The organism is Variovorax sp. LjRoot84, assembly GCF_964254305.1.
Classification (GTDB): Bacteria; Pseudomonadota; Gammaproteobacteria; order Burkholderiales; family Burkholderiaceae_C; genus Variovorax.
In genome coordinates, this window is record NZ_CAXUTE020000001.1 from 3,429,355 (window position 1) to 3,447,455 (window position 18,101).

General features: G+C 69.6%; 21 protein-coding genes. 4 read left to right on the forward strand and 17 right to left on the reverse strand.

Going from position 1 to position 18,101, the window contains the following annotated elements; translation table 11 throughout:
• Window positions 1–24: 24 nt before the first annotated feature.
• From ACSQ9I_RS17150 to ACSQ9I_RS17165, 4 genes are read right to left on the reverse strand one after another with little or no spacing between them, the layout of a single operon-like run.
• Complete coding sequence (locus ACSQ9I_RS17150) at window positions 25–768, reverse strand: MarR family transcriptional regulator (protein ID WP_436295502.1); 744 nt, start codon at window positions 766–768, stop codon at window positions 25–27.
• A 57-nt stretch (window positions 769–825) separates the two neighbouring features.
• The gene (locus tag ACSQ9I_RS17155; RefSeq protein ID WP_436313864.1) at window positions 826–2,226 is read right to left on the reverse strand and encodes an acyl-CoA reductase; all 1,401 of its coding nucleotides are present in this window, start codon (window positions 2,224–2,226) and stop codon (window positions 826–828) included.
• A complete protein-coding gene (locus ACSQ9I_RS17160; protein ID WP_436313865.1) occupies window positions 2,223–3,578 on the reverse strand; it encodes a hypothetical protein in 1,356 nt (451 codons plus the stop codon). Before ACSQ9I_RS17160 ends, ACSQ9I_RS17155 begins: the two co-directional genes overlap by 4 nt.
• Before the next feature lie 10 nt (window positions 3,579–3,588).
• Window positions 3,589–4,428, reverse strand: coding sequence for an oxidoreductase (locus ACSQ9I_RS17165; RefSeq protein ID WP_436296288.1), 840 nt, complete (start codon window positions 4,426–4,428; stop codon window positions 3,589–3,591).
• Between ACSQ9I_RS17165 and ACSQ9I_RS17170 the strand changes: the two genes are divergently transcribed.
• Window positions 4,412–4,609, forward strand: a complete 198-nt coding sequence (locus tag ACSQ9I_RS17170) for a hypothetical protein (protein ID WP_436296290.1) — start codon at window positions 4,412–4,414, stop codon at window positions 4,607–4,609. The genes ACSQ9I_RS17165 and ACSQ9I_RS17170 overlap by 17 nt on opposite strands.
• Window positions 4,610–4,633: 24 nt before the next feature.
• On the opposite strand, the gene ACSQ9I_RS17175 is transcribed toward ACSQ9I_RS17170, so the two are convergent.
• The 11 genes from ACSQ9I_RS17175 to ACSQ9I_RS17225 all read right to left on the reverse strand — a co-directional run bounded on the left by ACSQ9I_RS17175 (window position 4,634) and on the right by ACSQ9I_RS17225 (window position 14,144).
• The gene (locus ACSQ9I_RS17175) at window positions 4,634–5,455 is read right to left on the reverse strand and encodes an enoyl-CoA hydratase/isomerase family protein (protein ID WP_436313866.1); all 822 of its coding nucleotides are present in this window, start codon (window positions 5,453–5,455) and stop codon (window positions 4,634–4,636) included.
• Between the two features lie 35 nt (window positions 5,456–5,490).
• Window positions 5,491–6,285 carry an enoyl-CoA hydratase/isomerase family protein gene (locus tag ACSQ9I_RS17180; protein ID WP_436313867.1) on the reverse strand — a complete coding sequence of 265 codons (795 nt, stop codon included), beginning with the start codon at window positions 6,283–6,285 and terminating at the stop codon, window positions 5,491–5,493.
• A gap of 4 nt (window positions 6,286–6,289) precedes the next feature.
• Window positions 6,290–7,120, reverse strand: a complete 831-nt coding sequence (locus ACSQ9I_RS17185; RefSeq protein ID WP_436295652.1) for an enoyl-CoA hydratase — start codon at window positions 7,118–7,120, stop codon at window positions 6,290–6,292.
• Window positions 7,120–8,301, reverse strand: coding sequence for an NADH:flavin oxidoreductase (locus ACSQ9I_RS17190; RefSeq protein WP_436313868.1), 1,182 nt, complete (start codon window positions 8,299–8,301; stop codon window positions 7,120–7,122). Before ACSQ9I_RS17190 ends, ACSQ9I_RS17185 begins: the two co-directional genes overlap by 1 nt.
• Before the next feature lie 9 nt (window positions 8,302–8,310).
• On the reverse strand, window positions 8,311–9,288 hold the full coding sequence (locus tag ACSQ9I_RS17195) for an NAD(P)H-dependent flavin oxidoreductase (RefSeq protein ID WP_436313869.1): 978 nt from the start codon (window positions 9,286–9,288) through the stop codon (window positions 8,311–8,313).
• A gap of 3 nt (window positions 9,289–9,291) precedes the next feature.
• Window positions 9,292–10,512 (reverse strand): amidohydrolase family protein, encoded by a 1,221-nt coding sequence (locus ACSQ9I_RS17200; RefSeq protein ID WP_093103536.1) that lies wholly within the window; start codon window positions 10,510–10,512, stop codon window positions 9,292–9,294.
• A 62-nt stretch (window positions 10,513–10,574) separates the two neighbouring features.
• Entirely contained in the window at window positions 10,575–10,895 is a 321-nt protein-coding gene (locus tag ACSQ9I_RS17205; protein WP_436295649.1) for a 2Fe-2S iron-sulfur cluster-binding protein, read from the reverse strand.
• Between the two features lie 13 nt (window positions 10,896–10,908).
• Window positions 10,909–12,171 (reverse strand): NAD(P)/FAD-dependent oxidoreductase, encoded by a 1,263-nt coding sequence (locus ACSQ9I_RS17210; protein ID WP_436309118.1) that lies wholly within the window; start codon window positions 12,169–12,171, stop codon window positions 10,909–10,911.
• The gene (locus ACSQ9I_RS17215) at window positions 12,168–13,406 is read right to left on the reverse strand and encodes a CaiB/BaiF CoA transferase family protein (protein WP_436295647.1); all 1,239 of its coding nucleotides are present in this window, start codon (window positions 13,404–13,406) and stop codon (window positions 12,168–12,170) included. Before ACSQ9I_RS17215 ends, ACSQ9I_RS17210 begins: the two co-directional genes overlap by 4 nt.
• Before the next feature lie 16 nt (window positions 13,407–13,422).
• Window positions 13,423–13,650 (reverse strand): hypothetical protein, encoded by a 228-nt coding sequence (locus ACSQ9I_RS17220; protein ID WP_093103542.1) that lies wholly within the window; start codon window positions 13,648–13,650, stop codon window positions 13,423–13,425.
• A gap of 248 nt (window positions 13,651–13,898) precedes the next feature.
• Window positions 13,899–14,144 (reverse strand): hypothetical protein, encoded by a 246-nt coding sequence (locus ACSQ9I_RS17225; protein WP_436313870.1) that lies wholly within the window; start codon window positions 14,142–14,144, stop codon window positions 13,899–13,901.
• 215 nt (window positions 14,145–14,359) lie between these two features.
• On the opposite strand from ACSQ9I_RS17225, the gene ACSQ9I_RS17230 reads away from it, so the two are divergent.
• The 3 genes from ACSQ9I_RS17230 to ACSQ9I_RS17240 are packed head-to-tail and all read left to right on the forward strand — an operon-like array spanning window position 14,360 to window position 17,113.
• On the forward strand, window positions 14,360–14,935 hold the full coding sequence (locus tag ACSQ9I_RS17230) for a hypothetical protein (RefSeq protein WP_436313871.1): 576 nt from the start codon (window positions 14,360–14,362) through the stop codon (window positions 14,933–14,935).
• Window positions 14,886–15,512 (forward strand): cytochrome P450, encoded by a 627-nt coding sequence (locus ACSQ9I_RS17235; RefSeq protein ID WP_436313872.1) that lies wholly within the window; start codon window positions 14,886–14,888, stop codon window positions 15,510–15,512. Before ACSQ9I_RS17230 ends, ACSQ9I_RS17235 begins: the two co-directional genes overlap by 50 nt.
• Before the next feature lie 8 nt (window positions 15,513–15,520).
• Window positions 15,521–17,113, forward strand: coding sequence for a GMC family oxidoreductase (locus tag ACSQ9I_RS17240; protein WP_436313873.1), 1,593 nt, complete (start codon window positions 15,521–15,523; stop codon window positions 17,111–17,113).
• Between the two features lie 21 nt (window positions 17,114–17,134).
• Here the strand turns inward: ACSQ9I_RS17240 and ACSQ9I_RS17245 are convergent, their stop codons facing one another.
• Together ACSQ9I_RS17245 and ACSQ9I_RS17250 are read right to left on the reverse strand one after the other, a co-directional pair.
• The gene (locus ACSQ9I_RS17245) at window positions 17,135–17,863 is read right to left on the reverse strand and encodes a 2-oxo acid dehydrogenase subunit E2 (RefSeq protein WP_093103549.1); all 729 of its coding nucleotides are present in this window, start codon (window positions 17,861–17,863) and stop codon (window positions 17,135–17,137) included.
• Entirely contained in the window at window positions 17,860–18,090 is a 231-nt protein-coding gene (locus ACSQ9I_RS17250) for a biotin/lipoyl-containing protein (RefSeq protein ID WP_093103551.1), read from the reverse strand. Before ACSQ9I_RS17250 ends, ACSQ9I_RS17245 begins: the two co-directional genes overlap by 4 nt.
• Window positions 18,091–18,101: the final 11 nt, after the last annotated feature.

Genomic DNA, 18,101 nt, shown 5'->3' on the forward strand with positions numbered 1-18,101 from the left:
GCAGAAAGCGATGGATCGGAAGGTCTAAGCCGGCCCGTCGAAGGGGCCCTCGACGCCGCCCTCCAACTGCTGCAGCAGGCGCCTCAGGCTGTTCGACAGCCCCCGGCGCTCGTCTTCCGGCAACGCCCGCACCGCCTTGAAGACCGGTGCCGGGTGCGTCATCAAGCGGTCCAGCGTCTGGTCACCGCGCGCCGTCATGCGGACCATCTGCCCGCGCCGGTCGAGCGGGTTGTCGACCCGTTCCACCAGTCCGCGCGCGACCAGCCGGTCGAGCCGCTTCTTCAGGCCCGGCAGCGAGATCCACAGCCGCTCCTTCAGCCCGGTGGGCGTGCTCTCGAAGGGCGGCCCCGTGCGTCGCAGCGCGCCCAGCACCATCACCTCGCCGGAATTCAGTCCTTGCGCAGCGGCCAGCGACGCGATGCTGCGCTCGATGTGATGCCCGAGGCGCGTCAGCCGCGCCAGGACCGCGAACACCTGGGGATCGACCTGCGGCCAGGCACGGCGCCAGCTCTCCAGGTTGGGCTGCACGACGTCGTCGTCCTCCGCCGCCGGCGCCACGGGCGCCAACGCCGGCGCCAGGCCCAGCGGCGCCGCGATGCGCGCGAGCACCGAAAGCTGCAGGTCGTCGGCCCGTTCGGCGCGCACGATCTGCGGCTGATGCACACCCGCGCGCCGCGCCAGCTCGCGTTGCGACCAGCCCGCCGCGGTGCGCTTCTGCTTCAGCAACTCGGCCCATGAGGATCTGCTCCAGGTGTTTGGTTCGGTCATCGGTATGCCTGCTCGTTGATATCTTTCACGATATCAGCGAAGGCCCCGCGCGACCGCTCAGCCTTCGTCGTTGACCCAGCGCACGAAGCGGTTCAGCGGCAGGAAGCCGTCGTGCGAGATGCCCGCCTCGAAGGCCACCGCCTTGCCGAGCTCGACGATGCGCTGCACGCCGGCCGCAGCGAGCGCATCGCGCAACTCGGCCTTGCGCTCGGGCGGGTAGACGCCGACGGTCTGCGTCGCGACGTTGGCGCAGCCCACCGCCGAGGTGAGGCTCGTCACCGGCACGACGTTGACGACGCGGCCGTCCGGATGAAAGTCGACCTGCTCTTCCGAGCGGATCACGAGCCCGCGGCCCTCGTAGCCGCCCCAGACGCGGTAATGCGGCTCCATGCCGCGCAGGCCGTCGATCTCGTCGCGCAGCTCGGCCGACAGCGGGCTGCCGAGCGCCGAGCAGGTCTCGCGCTGCACGCCCAGCCGCGCCTGCAGCAGCGCGCAATAGCGATCGACCTCCTGGACCGACCCTTCGACGAACTGCACCCGGCTCGACGCGCAGGCCTGCTGGTTCATGATCGTCGCGTCGGTCGCGGCGCGCTCGGCCACCTCGGCCAGCACGGCGTCGGAAGCGAAGGCCTCGCGGCCGATCAGCGAGATCGAGGTCTTCGGATCGAAGGCCACCAGCTCGAAGCCCGGGCCGATGTATTGCTTGACGCTGCGGATCGTGCTCTCGCCGCCCCAGGCCACCACCTTGTCGAAGAATTGCGGCCGGAACAGCAGGCTCTCGACCTGGGCGTCGCCGCCGCGCCAGTAGGCGGCCGAGAACGAGCGCACCAGCGGGTGGCCGGGTGCGACCGCCGCCATCGTGCGCAGGATCGCGGTGGCCGTGAAGAGATCGTTGGAAGGCAGCTTGATCAGGTGCACGCCCTTCGTCAGCGCGCCCCGCACCACCGACATCGCGGCCACGCCCGGCGCGTTGCCGGCGATCACGTGGATCAGCCGCGGCGGGAACGCGCGCATCCGGTGGGTGCGCCCGCTCGGCGCGCCGGCGATGACGCGCCAGCCGTCCAGCACGTCGATGCCGCCGAGTTCCTGCTCGACCTGGAACAGCATGCTGCGGCGGTCGAACACGCGGCCGAGCCCGGCATAGGAGCGCTGCAGCACGTCGCGCGGCAGCGGGCTCGTCCGCATGCTGAACTCGAGCGCCTCGGCGAGCAGCCCGTCGGGGTCGTGCTTCAGCCGCTCGCCGGTCGCCACGAGCAGGTCGATGATCTCGGCCAGCGGCGTGTCGAAGGCGGGGCCGGGTTCGCGGCGCGTCCACACCAGCGCGTTCAGGTCCAGCGCCGGGGTTGCGAAGCGCGCCTGCTGGCTGCCGTACGCGTGGGCCGCGCCGGTGACGACACTGCCCTTTACGACATGGCAGACCGGGACCGCGGCACTCGCCATGGTGGTGGTCGTGTTCATGCAGCGATCGCTCCCCGGACATACGCGTCGATGGTGCCGGCGCAGCCGATGTGGTCGTCCTCGCCCGGCTGCGCGAAGCGCGAAATGTTGTCGAACAGCGTCGGCCCGCGGCGGCCGCAAGGGCAGCGCGGCTTCAGGTCGGCGCTCACCTTGTCGCCGGTGATGAGCCCGCCCCAGCGCCCTTCGTAGAGCAGATCGAGGAATGCGAAGCGGCCCTCGACCACGCCATCCTCGCCGTCCTGCGCCGTCAACAGGCGCTCGCCATCGCGATCGACGATCAGCCAGATCAGCGCCGGCGCGCGGTGGTAGCGCCCGGCCTCGCAGCGCGGCATCACCTGCGCGAGCTCGGTCATGCCGTAGTTGCCCGGGCGCACGACCTGGCCGAAGAAGCGGTCGACCTGCTCCTTGTAATCCGGCGGCAAGGGCACGCCCTTGATGCCGCCGCCGGCGTTGACCACGGTGTCGGGATGGAACGCGCCGTCGCCGATGCCGCGTTCGCGTGCCCGGGCGATGAGCGCCATGTACTGCGCCCACATGCCCGAGATCAGCATCGGCTCCGCGCGGCGGTCGAGGATCGTGTCGAGCAGCTTCAGCAAGCCCTCGCGCCCTTCGGCGCCCTTGCGGGCGGCCTCCTGCTCGAAGGCGGCGATCTCGTCGGGCGTCGCGCTGCCGTCGGCCATCTTCTTGCGCATGGCCGCCATCCGGCTGACATCGGCGATCCGCAGCGGCTGGTCAGTCAGCGCGAAGGTCTGCCCCGGCTTGCCGAAGTTCTCGAAGTTGAACTGGGCGGCCTCGGTCGCGCTGCTCGTGCCCCTGGACGGGCCGAGCCAGAATACCGTGCGATCCGCATTCGCGCGCACGTAAGGCCAGCCGACCGAGTACTTGAAGTGGCGCCTCTTCAGGTCGTTGTCGCCCACCGTGTGATTCAGGAACGAGCACTTGCCAGACGAACCGCTGGTCGCAAGCACCCGGTGGCCGGCCTCCCACAGGCGCGCGAGCCAGTCGTCGACGTCCTTCACGTCGTCGACGTCCACGCCGGTGGTGTCGGCCACCGACAGCGTGTTCAGCCACTGCAGCATGCGGCCCCACTGCCCCTTCTCGACGAAGGACGGCGGGTAGGACTTGTAGACGGTGTGCGCGAACAGCAGAGGAACCAGGTCCTCCAGCTTGCCGATGCGCTCGATGCCGGCGTCCTCGGCGCGGCGCGCGAGCAGCGAGATCTGCGCCTTGCGCTCCTCGAACAGCTCCTGCGCCGCCCGAAGCTGCAGTGCCTCGACGTCGGAAGTCGGCAGGTCGTAGGCGAGGTTCGGGTCGAGGATCATGTCGACCAGTTGCCGGCGGATCGGTGTCATGCTGCCCTCCTCACCGGCCTGGCTCGATGGCCGTGGCGACCGACACGCTCTCCCACTCGGCGAGCTGCTTCATCCTCGCTTCGTAGGCCCCGCGCAGCATGCCGACCGCGTCGGCACCGAGCACCAGCCGCAGCGGCGGCTGCTGCGCCTCCATCGCCTGGATGATCGCGGCCGCCGCCTTGGCCGGGTCGCCCGGCTCGTGGCCGTGGTAGTGGCCGATGTGGTCGCGCGCCTTGTGCGCAGGCGTGCCGGCGTAGGCGTCGATCCGGAGCGCCGCCTGGCGCTGCGAGCCGCCGGCGAACTGCGTGCGGAAGCCGCCCGGCTCGACGATCGTCACGCGAATGCCGAAGGGCGCCAGCTCGGTCGCCAACGCCTCGGTCGCGCCTTCCAGCGCGAACTTGGAGGCGGCATACAGGCCGCAGGCAGGAAAGCCGATCACGCCGGCAACCGACGCGACATTGAAGATGTGCCCGGCGCGCCGCTCGCGCAGGTGCGGCAGCAGCGCACGCACGACCGCAAGCGGGCCGAACAGGTTGGTGTCCATCACCTGGCGCCCTTCGGCATCGGACACTTCCTCGATCGCGCCGAACAGGCCGTAGCCGGCGTTGTTGACCAGCACGTCGATCGTGCCGGCGAGCTTCAGGGCTTTCTGCACGGCCGGTTCAACCGCCTCGATCCGCGTCACATCGAGCAGCAGCGCATGGGCGCGGCCGGGCGCGAGTTGCTCGAAGCGATCGGCCTGCGCAGGCTGGCGCACAGTGCCCACGACGGTGTCGCCGCGCGCAAGCGCGGCCTGGGCGAGCTCGAGGCCGAAGCCGCTCGAGACGCCGGTAATGAGCCAATTTGCCATCTCAGGATCTCCTTCGATCGTTGCTGGCGAAGCGTTCAACTATGTTTACATCGTTCTGTTTTTTATTATCTTGGCGAATCTTCTATGGCGCCGCTTCCAGCCGCAACCGGGTTTACCCGAGCTTGATGACATGGGGGCGCGCTCCGTGACAGGCCCGGATCCGCAGGCCCATGCCGCTTGATATGTTTATCAATATCAATCGAGCTCAGGCGCTGCCCGCGCCAGCGCGGGCGGAGAGCTCGTCGTGGATCTGTTTCGCAGCCGCGAGCCCGCCGTCGAAGTCCGCGGCGCGCACAGCGCATTCGACGACGTCGATGCAGCGCAAAGCGGCTTGGCTTGGCACGGCTGCATCGGCCAGTCTGGCGCGACACGCGGCGATCGCCTCGGCCGCGCCGGTGCGCTCGAGCGGCCGGTGGCGCAGCAGCGCCGACGCCGGCGGCCGGCCCGGCTCCAGCGCCGCGGCGAACGCGCGGGCGGCAGCCAGCGGGTCGGCATCGCACAAGCGAGCGAACAAGGGCGTCTCGGCGTAGCGATCGGCGCGCACCGGCTCGGCCGCGAGGATCAGCGCGAGCGCGCGCCTCACGCCGACTGCACGCGGCAGGCGCTGCGACCCGCTCGGCGGCACGACGCCGTGCTTCAGCTCGGGCAGCGCAATGCGCGCGTCGCGCTGTGCGATGCGGTAGTGGCAAGCGAGCGCGAGCTCGAAGCCGCCGCCGACCGCGAAGCCGTGGATCGCCGCGATCACCGGCTTCGTGCACGCCTCGATGCGCGGGAACAGGTGGGCCGACAGGGCCGGCCACCGTCGCTGCAGCGGCGAGTGCAGCTCGGCATAGTCGCCGCCGGCAGAGAAGCCGCGGCCGGCGCCGCCAATCACGATCGCCCGCACCGAAGCATCGGCATCCGCCGCCTCCAGCGCCTGCCACAGCGCGAGCCGCATCGGGTGCGAGAGGCTGTTCACCGGCGCATGCTCGAGCACGAGCTGCAGCACGCCGCCGTCACGCAAATGCTCGGAGCGCACCCGGGTCATGGTCGCGGTCTTCAGTAAGTGACGAGATGTTCCAACTACCGGCCTTCGAAGCGCGGCGCGCGTTTCTCCAGGAACGCACGCACCGCCTCGGCATGGTCGGCACTGGCCATGGCCGCGGCCTGGAACTCCACCTCGCTGCGGATCGCCGCATCGAGACTGTCCACGCCTTGCGCCAGCGCGTTCTTCAGCAGCGCGTTCGCCACCGGCGGCAGCGCCGCGTATTCGTGCGCCACCGCAAGCGCTTGCGGCAGCGCCCCGCCGGACTCGGCGAGCTCGTTGGCCAGGCCGATCCGGTGCGCCTCGGCGCCGTCGAACACCCGCGCGAGGCCGAGGATCTCGCGGGCCTTCGCACGACCGACCCGGTGCTGCAGGCTCCACAGCGCGCCCATGTCCGGCATCAGGCCCACCTTGACGAACGCGGCACCGAACTTCGCGTCTCGCGCAGCGACCACATGGTCGGCGAGCGAGGCGATCGACAGGCCCGCGCCCATCGCCGAGCCCTCGACTGCCGCAACCACCGGCTTCGGCCCGAGTGCGATGAGCCGGATCAGCGCGCTCACCAGCTGCCAGCGCTCGCGGTTCTCGAGCAGCGTGCGCGCTTCCATCTCGCTGATGTCGCCGCCGGCGCAGAAGTGTCCGCCAGCGCCGGTGAGCACGATCGCGCGCACCTCGGCATCGGCCATCGCCGTCCCGAGCCGTTCGCGAAGCTGGGTGCGCATCTGCAGGCAGTAGGCATTGCGGCGCGCCGGGAAGTTCAGCGTCAGCACCGCGACCGCACCCTCGCGCGCGAGCGGCACCATGTCGTCGGGGCGATCGACGGCTTTGCTCATCGCATCACCGCCCTTCGAAGCGCGGCTCGCGCTTCTGCTGGAAGGCCGCGAGCGCCTCCTTGCAGTCCTCGCTCAGGCGGCAGCGGATCATGTTGCGCGCCTCGAGGTCGAGCACCTGCTGCAGCGTCTGGTGCGCGGCGGCGTGGACGTTCTCCTTGATCGCCCGCCAGGCGAGCGCCGGCCCGTTCGCCAGCCGCAGTGCGAACGCGTCGGTCGCGGCATCGAGCTCGGCGTCGGGCAGGACGCGGTTGACCATGCCCAGCGCCAGCGCCTCGGCGGCGCCGACACGGTCGCAGAGCATGTAGATCTCCTTTGCCTTCGAGGGGCCGACGAGTTGCGTGAGGAAGTAGCTGCCGCCGTAGTCGCCCGGCGTGCCGATCTTCGCGAAGCTCGAGACGAAGAAGGCATTGTCGGCGGCGATGCGGAAATCGCACGCGAGGGCGAGCGAGAAGCCGAGCCCGGCCGCCGGCCCACGCAGCTTCGCGATCGTCGGCTTGCCCATGTCGTGCAGCAGGAACGAGGCTTCGGCGAGGCGCCGCAGGCGGTCGACCCGCGCCTCGTGCGCCTGCCAGAGCCCGGTCTGGCCGAACTCCTGCGCGATCGCGTCGTCCGGGTCCGGCGCGCCCATCGAGCGCACGTCGGCACCGGTGCAAAAGGCCGCGCGGGCGCCGGTCAGCACGACGACCTTCACGCGCGGATGGCGCGCTGCATCGACCAGCCGGCGCACCAGCAGGTTCTGCCCAGCGGTGTCGATCGCGTTCCTGACCTCGGGGCGGTCGATCGTCAGGGTCAGCACGCCGGTGTCGGCGAGCGCCCAGGTGATGGCCTCACTCATCAGTACAACTCCTTCATCCGCTGCTCGTCGAAGGCCGGCAACGCGTGCCCGTGACGCAGCTTCTCGGTCCATCTCGGTTCGTTCAAGAGCGCGCGGCCGACCGCGACCAGATCGAACTCGGCGCGCTCGAATCGCTTCATCAGCAGCGCGACATTGTCGGACCCGCCGGCACGGCCGTCGCGCTTCGAATCGTAGAAGCCGCGGTCCAGCCCGATGCCGCCGATCGCCATCGCGAGCTTGCCGGTGAGCTTCCTGGCCCAGCCCGACAGGTTCAGCGGCGAGCCCTCGAACTCGGCGCGGTCGAAATAGCGCACGCTGCCGTCGAACACGTCGACGCCGGCATCGGCAATCGGGCCGAGCACCTCCTCGAGCTCCTGCGGCGTCGAAGCGAGGCGGGCCTTGAAATCCTGCTGCTTCCACTGCGAGAAGCGGAAGAAGATCGGCAACGACTCGCCCACCTCGCGCCGGATCGCGCGCACCACTTCGGCGGCGAAGCGCGCGCGGGCGCGCCGCTCGCCGCCCCAGGCGTCGCTGCGGCGGTTGGTCTCGTCCCACAGAAAGGTGTCGATCAGGTAGCCGTGCGCACCGTGGATCGCGATGCCGTCGAAACCGGCCTCGCGCGCGTGACGGGCGCTGCGCGCGTAGGCATCGATCACGTCCTGGATCTCGCGCTCGGTCATTGGCCGTGTCGGCGCCTGCACGCGTTCGGCGTATGCCGGGTCGATCGAGGTCATGCGGCCCGCCGGGCCCCAGAGACCCGATGGACGCAGCGACGCGGCGCCCGGATGCGGGCCGGTCCCGGGTTCGCGCATCACGCCCTGGTGCCAGAGCTGCGGCACGATCCGGCCGCCGGCGGCATGCACCGCATCGACGACGCGCTTCCAGCCGGCGAGCGCCGCCTCGCCATGGAGATGCGGCAGGTTGCTTTCGCCGAGGCCCGCATCCCCGAGCGCCGCGGGATGATCGATGCCCACGCCCTCGGTGATCAGCAAGCCGGTGCCGCCCTCGGCACGGCGGCGGTAGTAGGCAGCGACGTCGTCGCCCGGCACGCCGCCGGGCGAGAAGTTGCGCGTCATCGGCGCCATCACGATGCGGTTGGCGAGCTGGAGGCCGCGGATCGCGATCGATTCGAACAAGGGCGCGACATCGATGGGCGCGGATGGATCGGATGGATCGTTCATGGCCTCGGCCTAGGCGGCGCCCAGCAGCGCCGGCAGACGCTGCTCGATCGCGGCGCGCGCCTCCACCAGCATGCGCTCGACCAGCTCGGCGCAGCTGGGCAGATCGTCGATCAGGCCGACGCACTGGCCGATCGGCAGCGCCGCATCGTCCGCGGCGCCGCTTTCCATCGCCTGCATCCAGCGCGGCGCGCCGATCAGCGGCAGGAGGTCCCCGTGCGTCGTCGCCGGCTGCGTCTCGAGGGCGAGCGCTTCGGCGGTCGTGCGGTTCTTCAGCACGCGGATGCTGTCACCGAAGCGGCGGCCGACCAGCGTGGTGTCGGTTTCAGACGCGGCGAGCATGCGCGCCTTGACCTGCGGGTGCAGGGGCGACTCGCGCGTCAACAGGAAGCGCGTGCCCATGCAGACGCCCTCGGCGCCCAGCGCCAGGGCCGCGACCAGGCCGCGCCCGTCGGCAATGCCGCCGGCGGCCAGCACCGGGATCTTCAGCGCCCGCGCCGCGGCTGGGATCAGCACCAGGCCCGGCACGTCGTCAGCGCCCGGGTGGCCGGCGCATTCGAAGCCGTCGATGATCACCGCATCGACGCCGAGCGACTCGGCCTTCAGCGCATGGCGCACGCTGGTGGCCTTGTGCATCACCTTGACGCCGGCATCCTTCAGCGCATCGAGATGCCGGGCCGGGCTGCCGCCGGCCGTCTCGACGACTGGAATGCGCTCTTCGCAGACCACCCGCACGTAGCCCTCGACGTCGACGCCGCTGGCGCCCGGCAGCAGCGTCAGGTTGACGCCGAAGGGCCGATCGGTCATCGAACGGGTGCGCTCGATCTCGCGGCGCAGCGCCTCGGCATCCGGCTGCGTGTGCGCCGACAGGATGCCGAAGGCGCCGGCGTTCGAGACCGCGGAGACCAGCTCGGCGCGCGAGGCCCAGCGCATGCCGCTCTGCACGATGGGAAGCCGGCTGCCGAGCAGCGCACTCACCTTGGTCTTCATGCTTCACACCACCGGCGCGAGGAAGCGCCGTCCGTTGTCATGCATCACGCCCTGCGTCTGCTCGGCACCGAGCTGCTTGCAGGCCTCGTCAGCGAAGTCGCGCGGCGCCGGCACGCCTTCGGCATGCGGGTAGTCCGAGCCCATGATCATCCACTCGTGCGAGCCGACCTGGTCGACGATCGTCTTCAGGTCGTCCTCCGGATAGGCCACCACGCTGACATGGCGCTGGAAGATCCGGCTCGGCCGCTCCTTCAGCTGCCCGCCCGGCCAGTAGCCGTTCTTCGCCATGCCGCGGCACTTGTCCATCTTGATCAGCATGGTCGGCACCCACTCGGCGCCGTTCTCGGCCGACAGTACGCGCAGGTTGGGGAAGCGCGCGAAGAAGTTCCAGAAGATCAGCGACGAGATCGTCTCCACCACCGGCCGCTCGCTGTAGCCGTGCATCCAGACGAAGGCGGTCTGGCGCTGGCGCGACTGCTGCACCGGCTCGCCCCACACCGCCATGTGGTCCTTCATGTAGATCGCCTCCGACACGTGATAGACCACGCGGCAGTGCGCTTCGTTGAGGATGGACCAGAAGCGGTCGAAGTCCGGATGCGCCGGCGGCTTGCCGCCGAAGGGCCCCATCGGCATCAGGAACAGGCGCGTGCCGTTCCTGATGGCCCATTCGGCCTCGGCGCAGGCCGCATCCAGGTCGTCGAGCGAGACCAGCGGCGCGGAGTAGATGCGGTCCTTGTAGTTGAAGCCCCAGTCGTCGAGCATCCAGCGGTTGTAGGCATGCATCACCGCCGCCGCGGCCTTCGGCTCATCGAGGTAGCTGATCGACGCGACCATGTTGCCGCAGTAGAGGAAGCAGCCTTCGACGCCGAACTCGTCCATCTTCGCGAGGCGGGCGTCGCGGGCATACATGTCTTCGGTCATCGGCACGCGCATGTCGACGTTCTCCTTGCCCTCCTTCTGCGCGCGCAGCCACTCGTGCAGCTTGCCCGGCGGCGGCACGCGGCCGTCCTCGGAGTAATAGCCGGCACTGATCTCGACCTTGCGCTGGCCCACGTACATCGCGTATTCGCCGTCGGCGCCGACCTTCCACTCGTAGCTCCAATCCTTCCTGAACTGTTCGGGCAGGTAGCGGCTGAAGGAATCGGGGGTTTCGTAGAGATGGGTGTCGCCGTCGAAGATCGGGCCCTTGAAAAGCGGTGCAGCAGAAGTGGTGGTGGTCGTCATCAGGTTCTCCGGGGATGGGATGCCACTCCGCGCGGTCGCGGCACGGCTCGAATTGGGGTGCTTCAGACTTGCGATGCGGGCAGGCGGATCACGAGGCCCTCGATCGCGGGCGTGACGCGCAACTGGCACGACAGGCGGCTCGTCTCGCGCTGCTCGAGCACGCACTCGAGCATGTCGCGCTCAGTGGATTCCGGCGGCGGCAGCCTGGACATCCAGGTTTCGTCGACGTAGCAGTGACAGGTAGCGCAGCTGCAAGAGCCGCCGCAGTCGGCGAGGATGCCGGGCACTAGGGCGTCGATGGCGCCCTGCATGACCGACTGGCCGACTTCGGCGTCGACCTGGTGCTCGGCACCGGTGTGCTCGATGATCGTGAAACGGGGCACGGTGGTTTTCTCCTTATTGGGGCAAGGCTTCCGCAAGCAGGCTCTTCAGCGGCGCGCCGTCGTCGACCAGCCGCTCGGGCGGGATGGCCATGCGTTCGCCGACGATGCGCCTGGCCAGCATGAACTCGGCCGGGCGATTCACGGTGTCGACCGCGATCACGCGTTCGCCCTTCAGGTAGAAGGCCGAGAACGAGCGCTGCTCGACCGAGCCGCGCAACAGGAACTGGTCATGGCCCTGCGACAGGCCGACCATCTTCAGCTTCAGGTCGTACTGGTCGGACCAGAACCACGGCGCGCTCTCGAACGGCCGCTCATGCCCGAGCAGCGCCGCCGCCGCGGAGCGCGCCTGTTCGAGCGCATTCGGCACCGACTCGAGCCGCACGCAGCGGCCATACAGCGCGCTGTCGAAGCGCGTGCAATCGCCGGCCGCGACGACCTGCGGGTCGCTGGTGCGTGCGCAGGCGTCGATGCGGATGCCGTCGTCGACCGCAAGGCCAGCGGCGGCGGCGAGCTCGGTATTGGGCACCAGGCCGATGCCGACGATCACCAGGTCGCAGGCCAGGCGCTCGCCGTCGGCGCAATGCACGCCGGTGACCCTGCGGCGCGCCGCATCGAGCGCGAAGCCGTCGACCTGCACGCCGACGCGCAGGTCGACGCCGGCTTCGCGGTGCACCTGCTCGTAGAAGGACGACACGCGCGGCGCGGTCACCCGCGCGAGCACGCGGTCGGCCGCCTCCAGCACGGTGACCTTCAGCCCGGCCTTCACCGCCACCGCGGCCACCTCGAGGCCGATGTAGCCGCCGCCGACGATCGCGACGCGCGCACCGGGCTCGAAGTGCCGGCGGATGCGATCGACGTCGGCGAGCGTGCGCAGGTAGTGGAAGTTGTCGGCGCCAATGGCCGCGCCCGCGATCGCCGGCGGCAGCGGACGGGGGCGCCCACCGGTGGCCAGCGCGAGCCGCGCATAGCCGATCGAGGAGCCGTCCTCGAACGCGACGCGCCGGTCCGCTCGGTCCACGGTCTGCACGCGCCGGCCCTGCACCAGCTCGACGCCGGCCTTCTCGAGCGTGGCGCGCGCCTTCAGGTGCAACGAGTCGAGCGTCGCGGTGCCGGCCAGGTAGGCCTTCGACAGCGGCGGCCGGTGGTAGGGCAGCGCGGTCTCGTCGCCGACCAGCTGGATGCGGCCCTGCCATCCGGCCTCGCGCGCCTGCACCGCGAGCTCGGTGCCGGCATGTCCGGCACCGATGACGACCAGCGCATCGCGCTCGCCGCTCACACGATTCCCTTCGACTTCAAGCGTTCGATCTCCTCGGCGGCCAGGCCGAGCAGGCCGCGGTAGATCTCGTCGTTGTGCTGGCCCAGCGTCGGCGGCGCGGTGTAGTCGGTGATCGGCGTGTCCGAGAACTTGATCGGATTGGTGCAGATCCTGACACTGCCGGCCAGTGGATGCGGTACCTCCGCGGCCAGGCCGCGGTGCTGCGCCTGCGGATCGTCGAACACCTGCTTGAGATCGCGGATCGGCCCGGCCGGTACGCCGGCCGCTTCCATCGCGGCGAGCAGGTCGGCCTGGCGCCAGCGGCGCGTGATCGCATCGAAGGTGGCGGCGAGCGGCTTGCGGTTGCCCACGCGCAGCGGGTTGGTCGCGAAGCGCGGGTCGTCGGCGAGCTCGGGGTGATCGAGCGCGCTGCAGAAGCGACGGTATTGCTCGTCATTGCCGCACACCACCATCACGCCGCCATCGGCGCACGGGAAGACCTGCGACGGCAAGCCGCCGCTGCCCTGCGTGCCGCGCCGCACCGGCACCTCGCCGGTCGCCAGGTACTGCGCCGCGTAGTGCGACAGCGAAGCCACCAGCGAGTCGAAGAGCGCGACATCGACGTGCTGGCCGCGGCCGCCGCTGGCCTCGCGGTTCGCATCGCGCTCGTAAAGGGCCGTGATCACGCCGATCGCGGCGAACTGCCCGGCCACGAAGTCGGCGATCGAAGGGCCGGTCTTGACCGGCGCACCGCCCTCCTCGTCCGGATAGCCGGTCACGCTCATGAGGCCCCCCATGGCCTGGAAGATCGAGTCGTAGCCGGGGCGCGGCGCATAGGGCCCGGTCTGGCCGAAGCCGGTCACCGAGCAATAGACGAGGCGCGGATTGAGCTCGCGCAGGCTTGCCTGGTCCAGGCCGTAGCGCTTCAGGTCGCCGACCTTGAAGTTCTCGACCAGCACGTCCGACATCGCGGCCAGCCGGCGCGCCAGCCCCTGGCCCTCGGGCTGGGCGAGGTCGAGCGTGATCGACTTCTTGTTGCGGTTGCTGCCCAGGATGATCGGCGTCTCGTGCGTGTCGCGGCCGTCGCGGTCCTTCAGGAACGGCGGGCCCATCCTGCGCGCATCGTCGCCCGCGCCGGGGCGCTCGACCTTGATCACCTCGGCACCGAGATCGCCGAGCATCTGCGCGGCCAGCGGGCCGGCGATGACGCGCGACAGATCGAGAACGCGAATGTGCGAGAAGGGCTTTCTGGACATGGCAGTGAAGTGAGGATCAGGTCCCCTGGAGTGTCGGTCGCGGCACCTGCGCCAGCAAGGCGGCGCTGCTGCGCGCGAGCAGCTCCAGACCGCTTTCGGCGCCCTTCTGTGCGCACTCGCGTGCGTAGGCCGCGTCGCGCCAGAAGCGCGGCACATCCACCCACCAGCCGCGCCCGGCCATCAGCCACTTGAATGCGACGAGTTCGGTCAACGTGCCGTTCGAATCGATTTGCAGGCTGTTCATAAGACTCACCTCGCTGTTCGTATAGTCGAATGATAGTCTACTTTAAGAACATTGCAAACCCTTTGCAGCATGCCTTCGCATGCCGGTGCAGCCCGACGCCACGGGCGGCCGCAGGGCAATTCCATCAGGGGCAGACGCGCCTGTACAAGCCATCGCACGATGGCATCGCAGGGCATCCGAAGCGAATTCCGGCTCAGGCTCGCCGCGCGGTGCGCGCCGGCCCGGGCGCGGTCGGCGAGGCGCCGACCTCAGCGGCGCGACGCCGCGAAGACCTGGCCGATCGAGCCTCCCAGGTGGCCGTAGGCACGAACCATCTCCCGGTAGCACTCCTGGGCCGTCGCAGCCGGCAGGTTGCTGCCGCCCGCCCGGCAGACCTCGGCCTTCGAGGGGCCCGCGGCGCGCGCTTCATCGGACGCGTCCGACTTCAGATAGCCGAGCGAGCCGAACACACCCACTGCCGAGCCGATTGCCAACACTTTCAGACCACTGAGCATTTCAGTCTCCTCAGGCGACCCCTGCGCCGGCGACCCCATCAACACCGTGCGACTATCCGCATGACAGTCGTTCTATTTTGTGAATACTATTCTGAAGTTAATCCGTCATGATCCGGGAAAACCCGAGAGCAGTTGCTCGCGTACGTAGAAAACCAAGTCGTATAGTTGAACATCGTTCTGTAATATCAATGCCGCAGATATCGACAAGGATCACCATGGGCGCCATCCCCCGCATCCAGGACTTCGACGACCCGGCCTACGACCCCTTCGTCTCCGATGACGCCGCGTTCGGCGAGCACGACGATCCCTACCCGCAGCTTGCCCGGTGGCGCGAACAAGGGCCGGTGCATGCCTTCGACTACCGGAGCGCGCTGGGCCTGCATCCGGACGTGACGATGGCGGTTCTGCCGGCGTACCTGGTGCTCGGCTACGACGCGGTCGAGAGCGTCTTCCTGGATCCGCAGACCTACTCGAACGGCATCTACGCGCGCAACCTGGGCATCTCGTTCGGCCAGAGCGTGAGCACGATGGATGCGCCGGACCATCCGCGCTATCGCAAGATCTTCCAGAAGGCGTTCCTGCCGAACACCGTATCGAAGTGGGGCGAGACGCTGGTCGATCCCGTCGTGGCGTCGCTGATGGAGAAGTTCAGCGGCCGCGGCCGAGCCGATCTGGTGCAGGAGTTCACCCACCACTACCCGTTCCAGATCATCTACAGGCAGCTGGACCTGCCGCCGGGGCGTGTATTTCAAGGCCCTGTTGCAGGAGCGGCGCGCGGACCCGGGCGATGACCTCGTGAGCCTGCTGTCACATGCCGAAGTCGACGGCGAGCGCCTGCCCGAAGAGATCCTGATCTCCTTCCTGCGGCAGCTCGTCAATGCAGGCGGCGACACCACCTACCGAGGCACGAGCATCCTGCTGACCGGCCTGCTGACCCATCCGGACCAGCTCGAGGCGGTGCGCAAGGACCGCTCGCTGATTCCGCAGGCGATCGAGGAAGCCTTGCGCTGGGACGGCCCTGTGCTGATCGCGACACGCACACCCTCGGTCGACACCGAACTCTGCGGGGTGAAGCTGCCGGCAGGCGCCTGCCTTTCAGTGGCTTCGGGCTCGGCGAACCGCGATCCCTCGCGCTTCGAGAACCCGGACCGCTTCGACATCTTCCGCAAGAAACAGCGCCATTTCGCGTTTGCGTTCGGGCCCCATGTGTGCATCGGCCAGCACCTCGCGCGCGTCGAGATGGCGCGGGCGCTGAATGCGATCCTCGACCATCTGCCGAACCTGCGCCTCGATCCCGACATGCCGCCACCGCGGATCCAGGGCACGATGATGCGCGTGCCCAAGCACATCCACGTGCGCTTCGACTGAGCGCTGCAGTGACCGACGCGACCTACCTCATCGTCGGCGCCGGCTCGGCCGGCTGCGTGCTGGCCAACCGCCTCAGCGAGAACCCCGGCCACCGGGTGCTGCTGATCGAGGCCGGGCCCGAGGACCACAGCCCCCCGATCGCCATGCCCAAGGGCTTCGGCAAGCTGCTAGCGGACCCGAAGCATGCCGACTACATCCCTGTGGCGCCCCACGCCGGCAACGGCAGCCGGCAGGAGGTCTGGGCGCGCGGGAAGATGCTCGGCGGCTCGAGCGCGATCAACGGCATGGTCTACATGCGCGGCCATCCTGCGGACTACGACGAGTGGGCCTCGCAGGGCGCCGCCGGCTGGGGCTGGGCCGAAATCGCGAAGAGCTTCAAGGCGATCGAAGACCACGCACTCGGCGCCGACGACCTGCGCGGCGCCGGCGGGCCGCTGAAGGTGACGCCGCACGGCGAGCGCACCGAGCTGGCAGAAGCAACGATCGCCGCCTGTGCGCGCCTGGGCCTCGAGCGCCGCGACGACCTCAATCGTCTCGATCACGAAGGCATCGCCTACCTGAGCTACACGATCCGCGATGGGGTGCGGCAGAGCGCCGCCGCCGCCTTCCTGACCCCGGTGCGATCGCGCCCCAACCTGACAGTGCTCACCGACACGCGGGTCCGCCGCGTGCTGTTCGAAGGCCGGCGGGCCGTCGGCGTCGAGGCAGTGGTCGATGGCCGCGCACGGCGTTTCGACGCGACGCGCGAGGTCATCCTCTGCGCCGGTGCGCTCCAATCGCCGCGCCTGCTGCAGCTCTCCGGCGTCGGTGACGGCGAGCATCTTCGCTCCCTGGGAATCCGGGCGGTGGCGCACAACCTGGCCGTCGGGCTCCACCTGCGCGAGCACCTGCTGTACATGGCGCAGTGGCGGCTCGCCGACTGGCGCCATTCCCAGAACCGCGAGTTCAGCGGCTGGCGCCTCGGGCTCCATGCGACCAGGTACCTGTCGACGCGCAGCGGCGTGATGGCGACGGGCTCGTATCCGGTCGGCGGCTTCTACCGATCGTTGCCCGGGGCCGCGCGGCCCGACGCGCAGCTGATGATGTGCCCCTTCTCGCTCGATTTCGCGGCGGGCGGCATGGCGATGGAAGACTTCCCCGGCATGCAGCTCTTCAGCTACGGGCTGCGCCCGCGCAGCCAGGGTCATCTGCGCATCGTCTCGCCCGACCCGGACGTGCCGCCCAAGGTCGACCCCAACTACCTCGCCGAGGAGGAAGACCGCCGCATCGCGATCGCCTCGATGCGCTTCATGCGCCGCGTCGCGGAACAACCGAGCCTGGCGGCATGGATCACAGCGGAAGGCCCGGCGGTGCAGAGCGACGAACAGATCCTGGACGCCTTCCGCAGCGGCGGCCAGAGCGGCTACCACGCCTGCGGCACCTGCCGCATGGGCGGCGACGAGCGCAGCGTCGTCGATCCGCTGCTCAAGGTGCGCGGCGTCGAGGCGCTGCGCGTGATGGACCTGTCGATCGCGCCGACCATGCCCGCCGGCAACACCAACGGTCCGGTGATGGCGATGGCATGGCGCGCGGCCGATCTGATTCTGGAGGATGCGCGATGACGAGCGGCTTGCAGGACTTCCTCAGGCGAGCAGCTGCTTCGGCTCGGCGAGTACCTCGTCCAGATGCCGCAGGAAGCGCGCCGCGTCGGCGCCGTTGATCACGCGGTGGTCGTAGCTCAGCGAGAGCGGGACCTTCAGCCGCCATTCGATCGCGTCGTCCGATCCGCGACGAGGTTTCCATTCGGCCTTGGCGATGCCGAGGATCGCGAGCTCGGGCGCGTTGACGATCGGGGTGAAGCCGGTGCCGCCGATGCCGCCGAGCGAGCTGATCGAGATGCAGCCGCCCTCCATGTCGCTCATCGGCAGCCCGCGGCCCCGGGCCTTGGCGGACAGGGCCGAGATGTCGGCCGCAATGTCGGCGAGCGGCTTGCGGTCGCAGTCGCGCACCACGCCGACCACGAGCCCGCGCGGCGTGTCGATCGCGATGCCGATGTGGAAGTACTTCTTCAGCACGAGGTTCCTGCCGCTCGCGTCCAGCGACCCATTGAACTGCGGGAAGGCCTTCAGGCCCGACACCAGCGCCTTCGCGAAGAAGGCCAGCGCGCTCGGCCGGGGCGCCAGCGTCGCACGCAGCGCTTCGACCGCGGTGATGTCCGCGTCGTCCTGGTGCGTGACGTGCGGAATGCTCAGCCAGTTGCGAGCCAGGAACCCGGCGGTCAGGCCCTGGATGCGCGAAAGCGGCCTGAGCTCGACCTCGCCGAAGGCTGCGAAGTCGACCACCGGCCACGCCGGAAGGTCGGCGCCGATCATGCGATCTCGGCCAGCAGCGCGCCGACCTCGTAGACCTCGCCGACGCGGGCCACGATCTTCAGCGTGCCGGTCGCGGGCGACTCGACCTCCTGCACGGACTTGTCGCTTTCCAGCGCGTACAGCGGCTGGCCTTCGGTGACGGCGGCGCCGTCGGCGACCATCCATTCGGCGAGCGTCGCCTCGTTCATGGAAAAGCCGATCTTGGGGAGCAGAACCTGGGTGGCCACGGGGATGTCCT

What these genes read in the sequence shown, in the direction of transcription:
- ACSQ9I_RS17150 (WP_436295502.1), bottom strand. Translation starts at nt 768, where the DNA reads ATGACCGAACCAAACACCTGGAGCAGATCCTCATGGGCCGAGTTGCTG.
- ACSQ9I_RS17155 (WP_436313864.1), bottom strand. Translation starts at nt 2,226, where the DNA reads ATGAACACGACCACCACCATGGCGAGTGCCGCGGTCCCGGTCTGCCAT.
- ACSQ9I_RS17160 (WP_436313865.1), bottom strand. Translation starts at nt 3,578, where the DNA reads ATGACACCGATCCGCCGGCAACTGGTCGACATGATCCTCGACCCGAAC.
- ACSQ9I_RS17170 (WP_436296290.1), top strand. Translation starts at nt 4,412, where the DNA reads ATGAGCCAATTTGCCATCTCAGGATCTCCTTCGATCGTTGCTGGCGAA.
- ACSQ9I_RS17165 (WP_436296288.1), bottom strand. Translation starts at nt 4,428, where the DNA reads ATGGCAAATTGGCTCATTACCGGCGTCTCGAGCGGCTTCGGCCTCGAG.
- ACSQ9I_RS17175 (WP_436313866.1), bottom strand. Translation starts at nt 5,455, where the DNA reads ATGACCCGGGTGCGCTCCGAGCATTTGCGTGACGGCGGCGTGCTGCAG.
- ACSQ9I_RS17180 (WP_436313867.1), bottom strand. Translation starts at nt 6,285, where the DNA reads ATGAGCAAAGCCGTCGATCGCCCCGACGACATGGTGCCGCTCGCGCGC.
- ACSQ9I_RS17185 (WP_436295652.1), bottom strand. Translation starts at nt 7,120, where the DNA reads ATGAGTGAGGCCATCACCTGGGCGCTCGCCGACACCGGCGTGCTGACC.
- ACSQ9I_RS17190 (WP_436313868.1), bottom strand. Translation starts at nt 8,301, where the DNA reads ATGAACGATCCATCCGATCCATCCGCGCCCATCGATGTCGCGCCCTTG.
- ACSQ9I_RS17195 (WP_436313869.1), bottom strand. Translation starts at nt 9,288, where the DNA reads ATGAAGACCAAGGTGAGTGCGCTGCTCGGCAGCCGGCTTCCCATCGTG.
- ACSQ9I_RS17200 (WP_093103536.1), bottom strand. Translation starts at nt 10,512, where the DNA reads ATGACGACCACCACCACTTCTGCTGCACCGCTTTTCAAGGGCCCGATC.
- ACSQ9I_RS17215 (WP_436295647.1), bottom strand. Translation starts at nt 13,406, where the DNA reads ATGTCCAGAAAGCCCTTCTCGCACATTCGCGTTCTCGATCTGTCGCGC.
- ACSQ9I_RS17220 (WP_093103542.1), bottom strand. Translation starts at nt 13,650, where the DNA reads ATGAACAGCCTGCAAATCGATTCGAACGGCACGTTGACCGAACTCGTC.
- ACSQ9I_RS17225 (WP_436313870.1), bottom strand. Translation starts at nt 14,144, where the DNA reads ATGCTCAGTGGTCTGAAAGTGTTGGCAATCGGCTCGGCAGTGGGTGTG.
- ACSQ9I_RS17230 (WP_436313871.1), top strand. Translation starts at nt 14,360, where the DNA reads ATGGGCGCCATCCCCCGCATCCAGGACTTCGACGACCCGGCCTACGAC.
- ACSQ9I_RS17245 (WP_093103549.1), bottom strand. Translation starts at nt 17,863, where the DNA reads ATGATCGGCGCCGACCTTCCGGCGTGGCCGGTGGTCGACTTCGCAGCC.